A 15,904-nucleotide genomic window follows, 5' to 3' on the forward strand; every position below is an offset into this window, starting at 1 on the left:
TGAGACATCAATGTCTCATGTCTCGATCGACGTGTCCACCGCTCCCCCGCCGGGCGTCTCCCGCTCGCCTCCCGGGAGTACGACGTGCATCAACGACTCGCCGGGCCGGAATCCGAGGCGCTCGTACACCGTCCGGGCCGGATTGCCCTCGGTGACCGCGAGGCCGATCGAGGGCACCCCGGCGCGCGCCGCGAGGCCGAGCGTGTGCCGCAACAGCCGCGCGCCCAGACCGGCGTACGCGGGGTCGGGGTCGCGGAAGACCTCGCTGATCCACGGCCCGAGCAGTTCGGCGTCGTTCACCAGCACCGCCGCGACCGCGCGGCCCCGATCCAGCGCCACCACGCTCGCGTCGAGCAGGGGCCCGAGCGCGCTTCCGTGGTACAGGACGTCCAGATCCTCGGGATTGGGATGCGCCGTGCCGTCGGGGTGTTCGGGCGGATAGGCGGCGATCCAGGAGTCGTACAGCGCCGAGGGCGGCACGGACGTCACCGGTCGCACCTCGATGCGCGGATCGGCCCAGCCGTCGCCGTCGGCCTGTGGATCCAACTCGCGGGCGTACCGGTGCAGATGCCGCAGCAGTCGGCCGCCCGACGCGAGCAGCACCGCACCGGTGTCCGCGCGCGCCGAGACCACCCATCCGGGGAGCGCGGTCAGGATGGCGGGGGCCGCCGCCTCGGCCGGCAGCCGATGCAGTCGCAGGTCGAGGGCGGCCGGTCGGCCCGAGCGGTTGCCGAGCCGGTAGTCGGCGACGAGCGTCCCGTCCCGGTCGAAGACGGTTCCGCGCGTGCGCACGCTTTCATCGGTGGTCATGAGGTTCATTCTTCGGTGCCCGAGCAAGTCGTTTACCTCCTCGGCCGCGGCCTCTGCCCCCTCGCCAGGATCACCCGCCGCCCCGGTCACCGCATTCCCGCGGACACCAGAACATGCGCGGAGAGTGATCGCCCCCGAAACTGGCATACATGGACAAACTCTCGCTTCGGACGGCCACCAAGGAGCAGCTCGCCTCGGCCCGCAGCACCTCGTCGGGCCGCAGCTCGGTCGCCATGCCCGGCGGCTCCCGCCGGCAGTTGCGGCAGACCCTGATCGCCCTCACGGCGGGCAATGCGCTGGATCGACACGAGAACCCGGGCGAGGCCTCCCTGATCGTGCTGACCGGTCACATCCGGCTGAGCGCGGGCGACGACTCCGTCGAGGGCACCTCCGGTGACCTGCTCGTCGTCCCCGAGGAGCCCCACACGGTGGAGGCCGTCGAGGACTCGGCCGTCATCCTGACCGTGGGCACATCGGGAACTACAGCTGGCGCTTGATCCACTCGCCGCCGCCGAGCGGGTAGTCGTAGCCGGGGCGGGCCGAGCCGGCGCTGGTGCGGAACGGCTTGCCCTTGTTGTCGACCTTGACCGTGCCGCGGCGGCCGTCGGCGGCGGACCAGTCCAGGGTGAGATCCCAGCGCACGTCGTGGGCCCTGGTACGCACCGTGACGTAGAAGACCTCGGGATCGGTCGCGCTGACCTTGTACGGGAAGTCGCGTTGGCCGTTCTTCGTGGTGACGGTGGGGCTGCCCCGGTCGAGGTCGATGTCGAAGGACTTGGTGTCGACGTCGCCGCCGCAGCCGACGCCCATCGAGTAGTCGTTCCAGGCGAGGGGTGCGCCCTTGGCGACGACGCGGACGTGCAGCGCCTCCAGGACGATCGTCTCCCGGTCGCGGCCCTGGACGGTGAGGGCGATCTGCTGCTCGTCCGAGGAGACCGCGCCGTACGCGCCGGCCCAGCGCACCGCGTTTTCCTCGTTGGCGGGCGGGCCGACCTGTTCGGGGGCGCTGTCGACGAGGAAGTGTTGGCTGCACGGGTTGCTGTAGACGTAGGGGCGTACGGCGACGCCGAGCGGGTCGTCGCCCGCGGCGGCTCCCGTGCTCGGCGTGCCGCCCTTCGAGGCGCCGGGCGCGACCTTGGCGGGCGGGGTGGTGTCGGCGGCCGGGGCCGAGGCCGATCCGGTGCCGGCGGTGGGCGGGAGCGCGGGGGCGGGCCCGCCGGGCCGGTCGCCGGCGGCCGGCGGGGCGGAGGGGGTGGGGCCGGCCGCCTTGTGGGCCCCGGAATCGCCGTCGCCGTCACTGGACAGCGGGTACGCGACGACCAGCCCGGCGCCGAGCACAGCCGCGGCCACGGCGAGGCCGACCGCCGCACGGCGACGGCGCACGGGGGCGGGACCCGGGCCGTGCGACGGCCCGACAACCGCCACCCCGTCGCCGCGCCCCGGACCTCGGTCGGAGGCGGCGACCGACGGGCGCGCGGGGGTAGGCGCAGGGCCGTGCGGCGGCCCGACGACCGTCACCGCATCGTCGTGCCCCGGGCCTTGCTCGGAGGCGGCGATCGAGCCGGCCGGGGGCGCTCCGCACGAGGCCGAGGGGCCGACCGGAGCCGCTTCGTGCGAGGCCGCCGAGCGGGCCGGGGACGTTCCGGAGGCGGGACCCGCAGCGGCACCGACTACCGGGCCCGAGCCCAACCCCGGCACGGCAACCCCGCCCGGCCGACCGACCGAGTCCTCCACCGGCCCGGCCTCGCCCCCGTCCGCCGACGCCGCACCCGACCGACCCGACCCGACACCCCGACCCGAGCCCACCGCCGACGCCGCGTCCGAAGACAAAGCCTCGTCTGCGACCGCCCCGGGAACCTCGGCCGCACCCGAACCCTCGATCGGGGCCCGGTTCGGGCTCGCGCCCGCACTCGGAACCTCAGCCGGAGCCGGACCCGGAGACGCGACCGCAGCCGGGTCCGAGATCGGAGCCGAACCCTCAGCCGGTACCAGCGCCGGACCCGACGCCTCGGTCGGGGCCGGAGCCGGAGCCTCAGTCGGAGCCCGGCCCTCGGCCGGAACCCAGGCCGAACCCTCAGCGGCAGTCGGACGTGGGACCTCGGCACCAGCCGACGCCTCAGCGTCAGCCGGAGCCGAGACCCCGGCGGGGCTCGGAGGCGGAGTCGCGCCCGAGGACGAAGCCCCCGCCAGAGGCAGGGTCGGACCCAAGGACGAAGCCCCAGCCCGAGGCGAAGCCGGCCCCGAAGCCCCCACCGGAGGCGAAGCCGGATCCGAAGGCGAAGCCGGGCCCGAAGTCCCTACCGGAGGCGAAGCCGGATCCGAAGGCGAAGCCTCCGCCCGGGGCGAAGCCGGATCCGGGGGCGAAGCCGGGCCCGAAGTCCCCACCGGAGGCGAAGCCGGACCCGAAGGCAAAGCCTCGGCCGGAGGCGAAGCCGGGTCCGGGGCCGAGGTCCCGGTCGGAACCGGAGCCGGAGTCGGAGCCGCCAACGCCGGCGGCGGTGGGCCGGCCGTGTCCGTTCGGCGTCCGCGCATCGCGTCGGCCAGGATCCAGTGTCGGTGCAGCTCCACCAGTTCCTGGGGCGTCGCTCGGCACACCCTCGCGAAGCGCTCCACCGGTGCGTACTCGTTCGGCACCGCGGTGCCGTTGCAGTAGCGGTGCAGTGTCGAGGTGCCCATGTGCAGCCGCTTGGCCAGCGCCCCGTAGCTCAGCCCCGAGCGGTCCTTCAGCCCCCGCAACAAACGCGCGAACGCCTCCGTTTCCGCTGCTCCCGCTGCCTCCGCCACCCGTTCCTCCATCGCCCCGTGTCCCAAGCCGGCATTCCAGGAGCCCGGCATTTCCCCTGGTCAGACCCGGTTTCGCCGTTCCGGCGTCCCCAATCGGCCGCTGTCCGTAGCGGCTGGGACGAACCCTGCCACAGGCTCGGGATCGTTCAAGCAGCGCATCACCCGAACTCCCGAGGAGCCCGATCACATGTCCCGCGTCCGCACTTCCCGCACCCGTCTCGCCGGTGTCACGACGCTCGCACTCGCCGCGCTCCTGCTGACCGCGTGCAACAACGACTCGGACAAGGACGGCAAGCCCGCCGCCGCCCCCGCCGCGACCACCTCACCGAGCGCCCCCGCGGCCACCGCACCGGCCACGACGCCGGCCACGTCGGCCCCCACCGGTCCCCCCTCCTCCCGACCCGCCTCCTCGAACACCAAGCCGAGCTCGGCCGCCGGCAAGGACTCGAGCGGCGGCACCGACCCCGGCAGCGGGGTCACCTGCGAGGGCTCCAACACCAAGACCGTCGCCGCCCCGCTGAACCGCCCGATCAACCACGTGCTCCTGACCGTGACCAACACCGGCAGCAAGACCTGCTTCCTGTACCACTACCCGGCCCTTCGCTTCGGCGGGGCCCAGTCCGTACCCCCGGTCATCGAGGAGTCGAAGCCCCAGGCGGTCGTCACGCTCAAGCCCGGCGAGTCCGGCTACGCCTCCGTCAACCTGTCCACCGCGGACGGCAGCGGCGGCACCGGCAACACCGAGAAGTCCCTCACCGTTTACTTCCACGGCCCCTCGGGCACCGAAAGCGTCGGCAGCGGTGCCACCCCGTCGCTGCCCGCCCAGGGCCTGTTCGTCGACGACTCCCTCAAGACCACCTACTGGCAGCAGTCCATGGACGACGCCACCAGCTGGTAGCCCGCCCGGGGCGCCGCGCCGCAACGGCCCGAAAACGCCCCGACGCCCACCCGACGCCGTCCGCTATCCTGTGCGCGGGATCCGATCCCGGGGACCGAAAGCCCATCGCCCCCGGACCCGGTTCCCCGCCCCGCCTCCATAGCTCAGGGGATAGAGCACCGCTCTCCTAAAGCGGGTGTCGCAGGTTCAAATCCTGCTGGGGGCACCGTCGGTCAGGTCGGGGAAACCCGGCCTGACCGGTTGTGTGTGGGGTCACTGGTCCAGGTATGCGAGGACCGCGAGCACTCGGCGGTTGTCGCCGTCGGCCGGTAGTAGGCCCAGCTTGGTGAAGATGCTGCTTATGTGCTTGGCGACGGCCTTCTCCGAGATGAACAGGGACTGGGCGATGCCGGCGTTGGAGCGGCCCTGGGCCACCCACACCAAGACCTCGCGCTCCCGACTCGACAGGGTGCTCATGCTCTCGTCGCGCTCCTTGCGCACCAGGAGCTGGGAGATCACGTCGGGGTCCATCACGGTGCCGCCCTCGGCCACCCGCCGGATGGAGTCCAGGAATTGCGCTCCGTTGGTCACCCGGCCCTTGAGGATGTAGCCGATCCCGCAGCCGCCGCTGCTCAGCAACTCGCGTGCGTACAGCGGCTCGACGTACTGGGAGAGGAGCAGCACGGGCAGGTCGGGCATCTCGCGCCGGGCGGCGAGGACCGCACGCAGGCCCTCGTCGGTGAAGTTCGGCGGCAGTCGGACGTCGACGATCGCGACGTCCGGTCGTGCCTCGGTGAGCGACTCCAGCAGGTCCGCTCCGTTTTCCACCGCGGCCACGATCTCGTGGCCGTGTGCTTCCAGGAGGCGGATCAGTCCGTCCCTAAGGAGGAAGTGGTCTTCGGCGAGGACAATTCGCACGGAAGCTCCATCGTCACCATCGTCGGGCCGTTGACGGGGCTGTTCACGGCCAGTACACCGTCGAAAGTGGCAAGGCGTCGCTCGACGCCCCGCAGGCCGGTGCCACGGGCGGCGTCCGCGCCGCCGTGTCCGGTGTCGGTGATGGTGACGCGCAGCATTCCGTGATCGTAACGGACGTCGATCCAGGCCCGATCCGCGTTCGAGTGCTTGGCGACATTGGTGAGGATCTCCGAGATCGCGAAGTACGCGGCCGACTCGATCGGCATCTCGGGGCGGCCCGGCAGGTCGACGGTGACCTCGGTGGGGACCGGGCAGACCATGGCCAACGAGCGGACCGCGTCGACGAGTCCGCGGTCGGCGAGCACCGGCGGGTGGATGCCGCGAACCAGATTGCGCAGTTCCTGCAACGCCTTGGCCGAGGACTGGCGTGCCTCGATCAACAGGGCGCGCACGGCCTCGGGGTTGGTCTCCAGGAGGCGTTCCGCGGCGTCCAGGTTCATGCCCATCGCCACCAGGCGCGCCTGGGCGCCGTCGTGCAGGTCGCGCTCGATCCGGCGGATCTCGGCCATCTGCGTGTCCGCCGCGTCCGAGCGGGTCGTGGCGAGGTGCTCGATGCGGCCGGCCATCATCTCGTTCTCGCTCGGGGCGAGCATCGCGTGGGTGTACAGGGCGTGTTTGCGCACGGCGCGGGGCGCCACCCACAGGGCCAGCGGCAGGTGCAGTACGCCGAGGATGCCCGCGAGCACCGCGGTGGCCGAACCCCCGATCGGGATGAAGTAGTACCACAGGCCGTCCCACTCCTCGGAGAGCGAGACGCCGAAGAAGGCGAGGAAGATGCCCCACGCGCTGCCCAGGACCAGGGCGATCGGGAAGAAGGCCAGGAAGGCGCCGGCGACGGGGTCGGAGAGCACCCAGACGAACTCCCGCCGCAGTTGCGGGTCGTTCATGATCCAGCGGTAGCGGGCGACGACTCCCGAGGCGCCCGCGGGCACCGGCGGCTGGGGGCGGGCCGGGATCGGGATCTGCACGCCGGACCAGCGCGCGGCCAGCGCGCGTTGACGGTTGCTCAGCCCGCGTACGCCCGCCATGGCGCGTGGCACCATGCCGAGGCCCGGACCCACCAGGGTGATCGCGCCGGAGACGGCAAGGGAGCGGCCGAGGGCCGCGAGCGACATCCAGCACAGGGCTAACGCCCGTCGCAGACCGACGAACCCGGCAGGGACGGAGAACCCCTTGACCTCGTCCGACGACGGGCTTTCCCCGGGCTGCGTCGTGCCGTCCATGTATTCACTCCTCTTGCCATTCGCACTGTCCCGGCCACAGTGGCCGTGTCGCTATTGTGGCGGAGGTCGGGTACCGAAATCGGTAGTATTTACTCCCCTCTTGGACGGCGAAGGGGGTATTTCCCCTACCGCCGTCAGGGCACGGCCAGGGGCGTCCCGGGGGCGACGAAGAGCGACAGGGTGTCCGCCACGCAGGCCGCCTGCTGCCGGCCCTCCACCTCCACCGTCATGCGTACGGCGGTCAGGTGGCCCGAGGGCGTTTCGCGGACGCCGGTGAGTCTGGCGCCGCCGCGGACCCGGGCCCCGACCGGCACGGGGCGGGGGAAACGCACCTTGTCCAGGCCGAAGTTGACGCCGAGCTCGACCTTTTCGATCGCGAAGATCGCCCGCATCATCGCGGGCAGCAGCGCGAGTGTCATATAGCCGTGGACGATGGTCCCGCCGAACGGTCCGGTCGCCGCCCGCTCGGGATCCACGTGAATCCACTGGAGGTCGCCGGTCGCACCGGCGAATTGGTCGACACTTTCCTGGGTGACTTCGAGCCATTCGCTGTAGCCGAGGTGTTCGCCGGCCGCGCCGGCGAATTCCTCCAGGCTGTTGAAGGATCTCATGCGGCAGATTCTGTGTGGGCGTCGAGGACGCGGCAAGGTGCTCCAGGGTCGGTTGCGCGTTCGGTCAGCGCGCCGTCAGCCGGCTGTCAGCGGTCGCCGGGAATCGCCCCGTCGCGACGCGTGCAGCCGGCCCGGCGAAGCGTCAGCCGTAGCGCTTGAGTTCGTGGAAGAAGTCCGGGACGGTGTGCAGTCCGTCCGCTTCGCGGACGCGGTCGTACACGTACTTCGCGACGGCCATGTCGAGGACGCCCAGGCCGAACGGCGAGAAGACCACCGGCCGGTCGGTCGGCGGGGCGATCGCCCCGGTGAGCACGTCGTATAGGGTGCCGGCGACGAACTCGCGGTGACCGACCACCTGTTCGGCCAAATGCGGCGAGGTGTTCGCCTTCATGCAGTGCTCGATGTCGTCGACGATGTTCCACGAGTCCAGGACGATCTCGGGGGACAGGTCCCGCAGCGAGACGTGCAGCACCAGCGGGTTGTGCGCGAACCACCGCGGATCGCTCACATGCGGCTCCCCCGCGACGGTGGCGAAGACCACCAGATCGCTGGAACGGATCAGGTCCTCGGCCTTGTCGTGGATGGTGATCTCGCGATCCGCGCCCTCGGCCCGGCGCAGGTAGCCCGCGAAGCCCTCGGCGTACTCGGCGGACACGTCGTGCACGCCGATCGACTCGAAGGCGAAGCCGCTGCCCGCGAGGTACCGGTGCACATAGCGGGCGATCAGGCCGACTCCGAAGAAGCCCACCCGTGTGGGGCGTTGCCCGCGCGCCTCGCCGAGCCGCGCCGCCGCGAGAGCCGCGGAGGCGGCGGTGCGCGCCGCGCTGATGATGGAACTCTCCAGGCAGGCGAACGGGTAGCCGGTCTCGGCGTCGTTGAGAATGAGCACGGCCGAGGCGCGCGGGATGCCGGCGGCCACGTTCTCCGGGAAGCTGGAGATCCACTTGATGCCGTGCACCTCCACATCGCCCTTGATCGACGCGGGCAGCGCGATGATCCGCGACGACGGACGATCGGGGAAGCGCAGGAAGTACGAGTCGGGGTTGACCGTCTGCCCCTCGCCGTGCAGCCGGTACGCGGCCTCGATCGTCGCGACGACCTCCTCCTCGCGGCCGCCGAGGACTTGGTGCACCTGAGCGCCGGAGACCACGGCGAAGGAAGGTACCTGATTCATGGGAACACTGCTCCTGGTCGGGCGGAAGGGCCTGGTCGGGATGGGAAGGTGATCGGTCGTGGGCCGGGCGGCCCTCAGCCGATGCCGGCCAGGCCCTTCGCGCGCCGCCGCGCCTGTCCGCGCGAGACGGCCAGTGGGTCCCAGTCCGGTGCCCGTTCGGGCAGTCTGGAGGCGTCGCCGAGCACCACGCCGGTGTACGCCTCGGCGAACAGCCCGCGCCCGAGGATGCGCGAGGCGGCGGCGATTCCGCAGGTCGCCACGCCGCCGATGCCGCTGCCGTAGCGGACGTTCTGGCCGACCACGTACAGACCCTCGACCTCGGTCCGCACGTCGGGCCGCCGGGCCGTGCCGCCCCAGGTGGCCATGCCGTACGGGGTGCCGCCGCCGGCCCGGATGTAGCGCTCGTTGGTCAGCGGAGTCGCCGTTTCCACGTGGGTGATGCGGCTCCGGAACGGGCCGAGGATCTTTTCGGCGGTGTCCAGCATCGCCTCGGTCAACTGCCGCTTGCGGGCGAGGTAGGTGGGGTTGCGGCGGTAGGGCTCGCCGTGCACCGGTCCGCCCGGCACGCCCCAGAAGTCGTAACCGAACGGGCAGTTCATCATGAGCTGGAAGTTGCTGTGGCCCGGCGGGCACACGGCGTGCGCCCCCGGGTCCCGGAGGGAGGCGAAGAACAGGGCGAGTTGCGACACCGTGTCCATCGATCCGTCGCGGGCGTACCGCTCCAGCATCGCCGCGTGCGCGCCCTCCATGTCGTCACTGCCGTGCCACCAGATGTTGGCGTTGGGCAGCGCCGGCAACTCGGTGTCGAGCGCGACGTACACCGAGACGATGGCATTGCGCATGGTCGCCTCGCGCGTGCGTGCCACGAGGCCGGCGGGGAAGGCCGCCTCGCCGCCGCACAGGTCGAGGACGGTGCTCCGGTAGTCCGCGTTGGAGATGACCAGCGGCGCCGAGATCCGCTGCCCGTCGGTGAGTTCGACGCCGGTGGCACGCCCGTTCTCGATCAGGATGCGGCGCACCTCACACCGGGTGCGCAGCTCGCCGCCGTACGCCTCCAGCGCCTCGACGAACGCGGCCACCAGGGCCTGACCGCCGCCCTCGGGGTAGTACGCGCCGCGCAGGTAGTGGTCGGTGATGTTGACGTGCTCGGCGAAGCCGACTCCGTCGGGCATCGAGCCGTAGTTGCCGGCCTGGGCCGCGATCAGTGTGCGCCCCTTGGCGGACAGGCCGCAGTGGTCCAGGGCCTGGCCCAGCGTACGGCGGGTCCAGCGCATCGCCTCCGGGAACCGGCGGCACAACTGCGCCATCGAATCGCCCGTAAGACTGGCCCGGTTCACGGCGGCCAGAGCCGTGGCGAGCTCGATGAACCGGTCGACGCGGTCGGCCTCCTCGGGCAGCGCCTGCCTGAGCCGGTCGGCGTAGGCATCCCATCCGGCCGGCACGTCCAGGGTCGCGGTGGGCGTCATGACCCGGTCGAAGCCGTGCTCGTTGTCCATGGGCAAAAAGCGCACCCGGTCGCGGACTCCGAGCCCGGACAAAATCGTGGGGATCAGCCCGTCGGGGCCACAGTCGCCGAGGTAGTGCATGCCGACGTCGAACTCGTACTTGCGCCGCCTGCGGAAGGCGTGCGCGTTGCCGCCCGCCACGTCGTGCTGTTCGAGCATGAGCACGCGGCGCCCGTCGGCGGCCAGATAGCCGCCGGTGACCAGGCCGCCGATGCCGCTGCCGACGACGATCGCGTCGTAGCTGTCCCGAAGGCCCCCGGCTCCCTGCGTTCCCGTGCCCATCAGAAGGTGCCACCACCGTGGATCTCGAAGACCGACCCCGTGATGTACGCGGCTCGGTCCGACACCAGGAAGGACACCAGGTCCGCCACCTCCTCGGGGCGGCCGGCGCGCCCGAGCGCCACGTTCTTCAGCATCCGCTCCACCGCGGCCTCGGACATGTCGCCGACCATGTCGGTCGCGATCAGGCCCGGGGCGACCACGTTGGCGCGCACACCGCGTGGCCCGCACTCCTTGGCGAGGGACTTGGTGAAGCCGATGATCCCGGCCTTGGAGGCGGCGTAGTTGGCCTGCCCGATGTTCCCGTGGATCCCGGACACCGAGGACAGATTGACGATCGCGCCGTTCCTGCGCTTGCTCATGGAGAACGCGGCGGCGCGGCACACGTGGTAGACGCCGTCCAGATTGGTCCGCAGGACCCGGCCCCAGTCCTCCTCGGGCATCAGGATCACCGGCCGGTCCCGGGTGATGCCCGCCGAGGTGACGGCGACGTCGACGGGGCCGAGTTCGCGCTCGGTACGCGCGTACCAGTCGCGCACGTCCGCCGCGTCGGACACGTCGCAGCGGGCGGCCGTGACGCGGGTGCCGAACTCGCTCGCCTCCTTGACGAGTTCCTCGGCGGCTTCCTCGTTCGAGCGGTAGCAGAACGCGATGTCGTACCCGTCCCGGGCCAGGCGCAGCACGATGGCCTTGCCGATGCCCCGGGACCCGCCGCTGACCAGCGCGATCATGCGTGCTCCCCCAGCAGTCGCAGCACGGCACAGGCCACCGCGCCGTCCCGGTCGACGGCGGACACCAGCGCGATCCGACCGGACGAGGTCGGGTCGGCCTCGGCCACTCCGAGCACCGCCTGGATCTGGAAGGAGGCGGAGGCCGCACTGGTGTCGCCGAGCAGTTCCATGGGTGGCACCCGCGACAGCGCGTCGGCGGGCAGCAGCGCCGCCAGGGCCTCCGACTCGGCCCGACCGGCGGCGTTGGGGGCGGCGCACGGGACGGCCGCCCACACCTCGTCGGGGGTGACGCCGGCGCGATTCAGGGCGCGGCGGGCGCAGGCGGTGACGGCGGCCCGCGGGTCGTCGTCGATGTCGACGCCGGTCTGGATACTCAACACCGCGGCCAGTGCGGGGCTTTCGGCGGCGCCGGCGTGCTCGACCAGGAACAGGCCGCAGCCCTCGCCGAGCAGCGGCGAGGGGTCGCCGGCCGCGAGGGCGGTGTACTCGAACCAGGCGTGTATGGCGGAGAACTCCTCGACGGAACCCACCAGGTACTTCGTCGCACGGCCCTGGCTCATCAGCCGCCGCGCGTAGTTGAGGGCGAGCAGCCCGCTGACCCGGCCGCCCGCGACCGTCGTGTTGGGGCCCTTGAGGTCGTGTCGGATCGCACAGGCCCCCGCGGCGTGGTTGAGGCTGCCGAAGGGGATGCGGCCGGCGTCGACGTGGAAGGGGAGCGCGTTCGTGTAGGACTGACGCAGGAGGTCCGTCATGTTCTCCAGGCTGCCCATGGAGATACCGAGAACCACACCGGTGGCCTCGTCGGTCCGCACCGCCCTGTTGCCTTCGGCGTCCAGGAGCAGCCCGTCGGAGGCGACCAGGGTCAGTGCGGTGAGCCGGTCCATCTTGGCCGTGCCCTGCGGGCCGAGCAGGCCCTGGATGTCGAAGCCCGGGACCGTGCAGACGTTGGGCGACGGCAGCGTGCCGAGCGCCGCGTCCGCCTTCACGGCCGTCCTCGCGCCGCCGCGCACGCCCGCGGCGAAGGCCTCGCGGGTCACGCCGTACGGGGATACGGCCGACCATCCGGTGATGACGAGCGTCTCCGGCGGCAGCGACGCCGCCGGGGTGACTGCTGCGGTACTCATGGTGGGACTCACTCTCCGTACGTCCCCAGAATCAGGATGGCGTTGTTGCCGGCGAAGGCGCTGGAGTTGTTCTGCACGAGTCGCACGTCCGCGTCGATGGCGTGGTTGGGCACGACGTCGAGCGGGCAGGCCGGGTCCGTCTCCCGATGGTGGATCGTCGGCGGAATGAACCCGTGCTCGATGGCGAGGCTGCAGGCGATGGCGCCGAGGGCGCTCGCCGCTCCCATCGCGTGGCCGAGCATCGACTTCAGGGCCACGGTGCGCGGCGGCGCGTCGCCGTACACGTCGAGGATGGCGGCCGACTCCGTGCGGTCGTTGGCCTTGGTGCCGGTGCCGTGCGCGGAGATGAAGTCGATCTCCTCCTTCTTGACCCCGGCGTCGTCCAGGGCGAGGCGAATGCCGCGCGCGATGCCGACGCGGTCCGGTGCGGTGGCGTGGTTGGCGTCGCAGCTGAGGCCGTAGCCGAGCACCTCGGCGTAGATGTGCGCGTCGCGCGCGAGCGCCGATTCCAGGCTCTCCAGGACGAGGATTCCCGCGCCCTCGCTGGTGAGGATGCCCTGCCGGTTCTTGTCGAAGGGCCGTACCACGTCCGGGGTGAGCGCGCCGAACCGCTTGAAGGTGAGGTACGCCTTGCGGCACACCGCGTCGGCTCCGCCGCACAGCGCGATGTCGACCTCGCCGGAACGGATCGCGTCCAGGCCGTAGCCGATCGAGTAGTTGCCCGCCGCGCAGGCCGTCGTGATGGTGGTGGCCTCCACGTTCGGCATGCGCAGTTCGCGGGCGATCACGGTGCTCAGCCGGCCCGCGTTGATGCGGCGGGACAGGACCGGGTCCATGGCCTCCGGGTCTCCGGCGGCCAGTTCCTGTTCGACGAGCAGCCCGATGTCGTGCGATTCGCCGTCGGTGGTGCCGACGCTGATGAGCGCCTGCCGCTCACGCAGGTCGGCCTCGCTCAGTCCGGCGTCCACCACGGCCATCCGGGCGGCGGCGACGGCGAACTGCCCGGCGCGGCCCATGTCGTCGAGGGGTACGTTGCGGATCCAGCGCTCCGGCTCGAACTCGCGGACCTCGCATGCGGTGTTGTGGCCGAACCCGGTGGTGTCGAAGCGGGTGATCGGCCCCGCGCCGGAGCGGCCGGCCCGCAACGCCGCGGTGAGTTCCTCGACACCCGTGCCGATGCTGGAGATCGCGCCGAGGCCGGTGAGGACGGCCCGGCGGCGATTCGCCGGTGCGCGGGCGGGGGGCGCCGGCGGTGACTGTGCGGTGGACATCGGACTCCTTAAGCAGTGGGATGCCTGGGGGCGGGGGTCCGGGAGCGGAGCCCCCGCTGCTCACCAACCGGCAGCGGCGGCGGTCACCTGGTACGTGGTCTCCACGTTCACCATCTTCGGGAGTTCGTCCATGTCGATGACGATGGAGTACTCCATCTCGAGGGCGCTGAGCACGTCGATGAGTTTCAGGGAGTCGGCGCCCAGTTCGTCGATGAACAGCGTGCTGTCCGAGAACTCGATGTGTACATCGATGTTCTCGGCAATGATTTCCCTGATGCGGGTAAGGCGCTCGGGCACAACAGTGGTCATGTTGTTTTCTCCGTTTCAGATTCTCGAATTTGCCTTACGGCAAAAATTAGTCAGCCTCGATGACGGGCCGATGACATTCAACTGACCGCTGACTGACGTCGGTTGCCGTTCACCTTCCGACGGCCTTCTCGAAGCCCCGTACACTGCCGGCGACCGCGATGACCAGGATCGCCGTCAGGGTGATGGCGGCGACCACACCGGGGTGGTCGGCGGCGAACCCGCTGCCCGCCGCGCCCGAGGGGTCGTTGCCCCACAGCCTGCGGCAGGTGGTGATGACGGCGGTGACCGGGTTCCATTGGGCTACCGGGCGCAGCCATTCCGGCAGGCCGTTCACCCCGACGTACGCATTGGAAAGAAAGCTGAAGACGACGAGCACGAGCGCGCCCGTACCGTCGATGGCCTCGACATTCTTCTGAGTGGTGCCGAGCAGAATTCCGAGCCACAGCATGGTGTAGATGAAGGCGAGCAGCACGGCGAATCCGGCGGCGGTGCGCAGCACGCCCTCGTGCGGTCGCCAGCCGACGGCCAGGCCGACCAGGGACACCGCCGTCAGGCTGACCGCGCCGACGAACAGGTCGGCCAGGGTGCGGCCGATGAGCACCGAACTCGGTGCGATCGGCAACGAACGGAACCGGTCCACCAGGCCGTGGCGCAGATCGAGCGCGACACCGATGGCCGTGGGGCCGACGCCGGACAGGCCGACCTGGACGGCGATGCCCGCCAGGATGAAGTCCTCGTACGGGACACCGCCGGGGACGTTCATCGAGTTGCGAAAGAGGTAGCCGACGGCGACGAGCATCACCAGCGGGGTCATCGTCACGAGCACGAGCCGGCCGGGCGAGCGGCGCAGATGGGTCAGATGGCGTCCGGCCAGGGCGAGGGTGTCGCCGAGGTAGCCGAGCAGCGCGCCCCTGGACTCCGCGGACCGCGGCACCGGAGACGAGGCCGCGGGGGCGGTGGCCGTCGACGTGGCCGCCTCGTCGGTCGGCGGCGACACCGCGGCGTCGGTCGTCGATGTCATCGCCGGCTCTCCTTTTGCTGTCCCGTGCCCGTGAGCTGGAAGAACACGTCGTCGAGCGTGGGCTTGCACACCTCGAAGTCGACGGTGTCCACGCCCTTTTCGCGCAGGGCGACGGCGGCGCGCGCCACCTCGTCCAGGCCGCCTCGGTCGAGGTGCACCGATACCCGCAGGGTGGCCGGGTCGGCGGTCGGTTCCTGGGCGCCGCCGAGCGTGGCCAGCGCGGCGACCGCGTCGGCCAGGCTCTCCGGGCGGGCCACGGTCACCTCCAGGCGCTCGCTGCCGACCATGCGCTTGAGCGCCGCGGGGGTGTCCTCGGCGATGACGCGGCCCGCGTCGATGACGGCGATGCGGTCGGCGAGTGCGTCCGCCTCCTCCAGGTACTGGGTGGTGAGCAGGATGGTCACGCCGTTGGCGACCAGGTCGCGCACCACGTCCCACAGGACGCTCCGGCTGGTGGGGTCCAGGCCCGTGCTGGGCTCGTCGAGGAACAACACCTGCGGATCGCCGATCACACAGGTGGCCAGGTCGAGCCGGCGGCGCATGCCGCCCGAATAGGTGCCCACGGTGCGGTCGGCGGCGTCGGTCAACTCGAACCGCTCGAGCAGTTCGGCCGCGCGCAGCGCCGCACCGCGTCGCCCGTAGCGCAGCAGTTTGGCCAGCAGGACCATGTTCTCGCGCCCGGTGAGGAGTTCGTCGACGGCCGCGTACTGCCCGGCGAGGCCGATGCGCCGCCGCACCTCCTTGCCCTCGCGCACCACGTCGTGCCCGGCGACGACGGCACGGCCGGCGGACGGCTCGACCAGGGTGGCCAGAATGCGGACGGTGGTCGTCTTGCCGGCGCCGTTGGGGCCGAGTACGCCCAGGACGGTGCCGGCCGGCACCGCCAGATCGACGCGGTGCAGCGCCGTGTGGCTGCGGTACTGCTTCTGCAACCCTTCGGCGAGGATGGCCAGGTCGGACGAGGCCACGGTCATCCCGCCCGACGCTGCAGGCTGAGCGGACGCATGTCCGTCCAGTCGCGCTCGATGTGGGCCACGGCCGTGGCGCGGTCGGTCTCCGCGAGCGTCACCCGCCAGCCGTCGGGCACGGCGGCGAAGGACGGCCACAGGGAGTACTGCCCCTCGTCGTTGACGAGGACGAGGAAGCGGCCGTCTTCGCGGTCAAAGGGGTTGGCCATGGATGTTCTCCAGATCTCGGATGGTGCTCG

At 71.4% G+C, this 15,904-nt stretch carries 16 protein-coding genes, 1 tRNA gene and 1 pseudogene; 3 read left to right on the forward strand and 15 right to left on the reverse strand.

What is annotated here, in order from left to right:
• Positions 1 to 15 precede the first annotated feature (15 nt).
• Positions 16 to 810, reverse strand: a complete 795-nt coding sequence (locus B4N89_RS12305) for a GNAT family N-acetyltransferase (RefSeq protein WP_161500704.1) — start codon at positions 808 to 810, stop codon at positions 16 to 18.
• A gap of 149 nt (positions 811 to 959) precedes the next feature.
• Here B4N89_RS12305 and B4N89_RS12310 point away from each other — a divergent pair, with 149 nt between their 5' ends.
• Positions 960 to 1,307 (forward strand): LuxR family transcriptional regulator, encoded by a 348-nt coding sequence (locus B4N89_RS12310; protein ID WP_078975903.1) that lies wholly within the window; start codon positions 960 to 962, stop codon positions 1,305 to 1,307.
• Here B4N89_RS12310 and B4N89_RS12315 read toward each other — a convergent pair.
• Complete coding sequence (locus B4N89_RS12315; protein WP_321170729.1) at positions 1,291 to 2,193, reverse strand: hypothetical protein; 903 nt, start codon at positions 2,191 to 2,193, stop codon at positions 1,291 to 1,293. The two genes, B4N89_RS12310 and B4N89_RS12315, sit on opposite strands and share 17 nt — an antisense overlap.
• Positions 2,194 to 3,326: 1,133 nt before the next feature.
• Positions 3,327 to 3,606: pseudogene (locus B4N89_RS51345) on the reverse strand (helix-turn-helix domain-containing protein); the annotation flags it as partial.
• A 175-nt stretch (positions 3,607 to 3,781) separates the two neighbouring features.
• Here B4N89_RS51345 and B4N89_RS12325 point away from each other — a divergent pair.
• Both B4N89_RS12325 and B4N89_RS12330 read left to right on the forward strand, forming a co-directional pair.
• On the forward strand, positions 3,782 to 4,492 hold the full coding sequence (locus B4N89_RS12325; protein WP_078975904.1) for a DUF4232 domain-containing protein: 711 nt from the start codon (positions 3,782 to 3,784) through the stop codon (positions 4,490 to 4,492).
• A 132-nt stretch (positions 4,493 to 4,624) separates the two neighbouring features.
• Positions 4,625 to 4,697: transfer RNA gene (locus B4N89_RS12330), tRNA-Arg, on the forward strand.
• Positions 4,698 to 4,744: 47 nt separating this feature from the next.
• On the opposite strand, the gene B4N89_RS12335 is transcribed toward B4N89_RS12330, so the two are convergent.
• The 12 genes from B4N89_RS12335 to B4N89_RS12390 all read right to left on the reverse strand — a co-directional run bounded on the left by B4N89_RS12335 (position 4,745) and on the right by B4N89_RS12390 (position 15,874).
• Positions 4,745 to 5,389, reverse strand: coding sequence for a LuxR C-terminal-related transcriptional regulator (locus tag B4N89_RS12335; RefSeq protein ID WP_078975905.1), 645 nt, complete (start codon positions 5,387 to 5,389; stop codon positions 4,745 to 4,747).
• Positions 5,341 to 6,672: a sensor histidine kinase gene (locus B4N89_RS12340; protein WP_078975906.1), complete on the reverse strand. Its 1,332-nt coding sequence runs from the start codon at positions 6,670 to 6,672 to the stop codon at positions 5,341 to 5,343. Before B4N89_RS12340 ends, B4N89_RS12335 begins: the two co-directional genes overlap by 49 nt.
• A 134-nt stretch (positions 6,673 to 6,806) precedes the next feature.
• Positions 6,807 to 7,283: a MaoC family dehydratase gene (locus B4N89_RS12345; protein WP_078975907.1), complete on the reverse strand. Its 477-nt coding sequence runs from the start codon at positions 7,281 to 7,283 to the stop codon at positions 6,807 to 6,809.
• 142 nt (positions 7,284 to 7,425) lie between these two features.
• The gene (sbnB, locus tag B4N89_RS12350; protein WP_078975908.1) at positions 7,426 to 8,457 is read right to left on the reverse strand and encodes a 2,3-diaminopropionate biosynthesis protein SbnB; all 1,032 of its coding nucleotides are present in this window, start codon (positions 8,455 to 8,457) and stop codon (positions 7,426 to 7,428) included.
• A gap of 74 nt (positions 8,458 to 8,531) precedes the next feature.
• Entirely contained in the window at positions 8,532 to 10,244 is a 1,713-nt protein-coding gene (locus tag B4N89_RS12355; RefSeq protein WP_078975909.1) for a phytoene desaturase family protein, read from the reverse strand.
• A complete protein-coding gene (gene fabG / locus B4N89_RS12360; protein ID WP_078975910.1) occupies positions 10,244 to 10,972 on the reverse strand; it encodes a 3-oxoacyl-[acyl-carrier-protein] reductase in 729 nt (242 codons plus the stop codon). Before fabG ends, B4N89_RS12355 begins: the two co-directional genes overlap by 1 nt.
• Positions 10,969 to 12,096 (reverse strand): beta-ketoacyl synthase N-terminal-like domain-containing protein, encoded by a 1,128-nt coding sequence (locus B4N89_RS12365; RefSeq protein ID WP_078975911.1) that lies wholly within the window; start codon positions 12,094 to 12,096, stop codon positions 10,969 to 10,971. Before B4N89_RS12365 ends, fabG begins: the two co-directional genes overlap by 4 nt.
• Positions 12,097 to 12,104: 8 nt before the next feature.
• Positions 12,105 to 13,367 carry a beta-ketoacyl-[acyl-carrier-protein] synthase family protein gene (locus B4N89_RS12370; RefSeq protein WP_078975912.1) on the reverse strand — a complete coding sequence of 421 codons (1,263 nt, stop codon included), beginning with the start codon at positions 13,365 to 13,367 and terminating at the stop codon, positions 12,105 to 12,107.
• Positions 13,368 to 13,427: 60 nt separating this feature from the next.
• Positions 13,428 to 13,676 carry an acyl carrier protein gene (locus tag B4N89_RS12375; protein ID WP_078975913.1) on the reverse strand — a complete coding sequence of 83 codons (249 nt, stop codon included), beginning with the start codon at positions 13,674 to 13,676 and terminating at the stop codon, positions 13,428 to 13,430.
• Positions 13,677 to 13,785: 109 nt separating this feature from the next.
• Positions 13,786 to 14,697, reverse strand: a complete 912-nt coding sequence (locus tag B4N89_RS12380; RefSeq protein WP_078975914.1) for an ABC transporter permease — start codon at positions 14,695 to 14,697, stop codon at positions 13,786 to 13,788.
• Positions 14,694 to 15,671 carry an ATP-binding cassette domain-containing protein gene (locus B4N89_RS12385; RefSeq protein ID WP_101897069.1) on the reverse strand — a complete coding sequence of 326 codons (978 nt, stop codon included), beginning with the start codon at positions 15,669 to 15,671 and terminating at the stop codon, positions 14,694 to 14,696. The genes B4N89_RS12380 and B4N89_RS12385 overlap by 4 nt, the downstream gene beginning before the upstream one ends.
• Positions 15,668 to 15,874 carry an MbtH family protein gene (locus tag B4N89_RS12390; RefSeq protein ID WP_078975915.1) on the reverse strand — a complete coding sequence of 69 codons (207 nt, stop codon included), beginning with the start codon at positions 15,872 to 15,874 and terminating at the stop codon, positions 15,668 to 15,670. Before B4N89_RS12390 ends, B4N89_RS12385 begins: the two co-directional genes overlap by 4 nt.
• Between the last annotated feature and the right edge of the window lie 30 nt (positions 15,875 to 15,904).

Origin of the sequence: Embleya scabrispora, from assembly GCF_002024165.1 — a bacterium.
Classification (GTDB): Bacteria; Actinomycetota; Actinomycetes; order Streptomycetales; family Streptomycetaceae; genus Embleya; species Embleya scabrispora_A.

Coding starts and splice junctions, on each gene's coding strand:
- B4N89_RS12305 (WP_161500704.1), bottom strand. CDS start 810: ATGACCACCGATGAAAGCGTGCGCACGCGCGGAACCGTCTTCGACCGG.
- B4N89_RS12310 (WP_078975903.1), top strand. CDS start 960: ATGGACAAACTCTCGCTTCGGACGGCCACCAAGGAGCAGCTCGCCTCG.
- B4N89_RS12325 (WP_078975904.1), top strand. CDS start 3,782: ATGTCCCGCGTCCGCACTTCCCGCACCCGTCTCGCCGGTGTCACGACG.
- B4N89_RS12340 (WP_078975906.1), bottom strand. CDS start 6,672: ATGGACGGCACGACGCAGCCCGGGGAAAGCCCGTCGTCGGACGAGGTC.
- B4N89_RS12345 (WP_078975907.1), bottom strand. CDS start 7,283: ATGAGATCCTTCAACAGCCTGGAGGAATTCGCCGGCGCGGCCGGCGAA.
- sbnB (WP_078975908.1), bottom strand. CDS start 8,457: ATGAATCAGGTACCTTCCTTCGCCGTGGTCTCCGGCGCTCAGGTGCAC.
- B4N89_RS12355 (WP_078975909.1), bottom strand. CDS start 10,244: ATGGGCACGGGAACGCAGGGAGCCGGGGGCCTTCGGGACAGCTACGAC.
- fabG (WP_078975910.1), bottom strand. CDS start 10,972: ATGATCGCGCTGGTCAGCGGCGGGTCCCGGGGCATCGGCAAGGCCATC.
- B4N89_RS12365 (WP_078975911.1), bottom strand. CDS start 12,096: ATGAGTACCGCAGCAGTCACCCCGGCGGCGTCGCTGCCGCCGGAGACG.
- B4N89_RS12370 (WP_078975912.1), bottom strand. CDS start 13,367: ATGTCCACCGCACAGTCACCGCCGGCGCCCCCCGCCCGCGCACCGGCG.
- B4N89_RS12375 (WP_078975913.1), bottom strand. CDS start 13,676: ATGACCACTGTTGTGCCCGAGCGCCTTACCCGCATCAGGGAAATCATT.
- B4N89_RS12380 (WP_078975914.1), bottom strand. CDS start 14,697: ATGACATCGACGACCGACGCCGCGGTGTCGCCGCCGACCGACGAGGCG.
- B4N89_RS12385 (WP_101897069.1), bottom strand. CDS start 15,671: ATGACCGTGGCCTCGTCCGACCTGGCCATCCTCGCCGAAGGGTTGCAG.
- B4N89_RS12390 (WP_078975915.1), bottom strand. CDS start 15,874: ATGGCCAACCCCTTTGACCGCGAAGACGGCCGCTTCCTCGTCCTCGTC.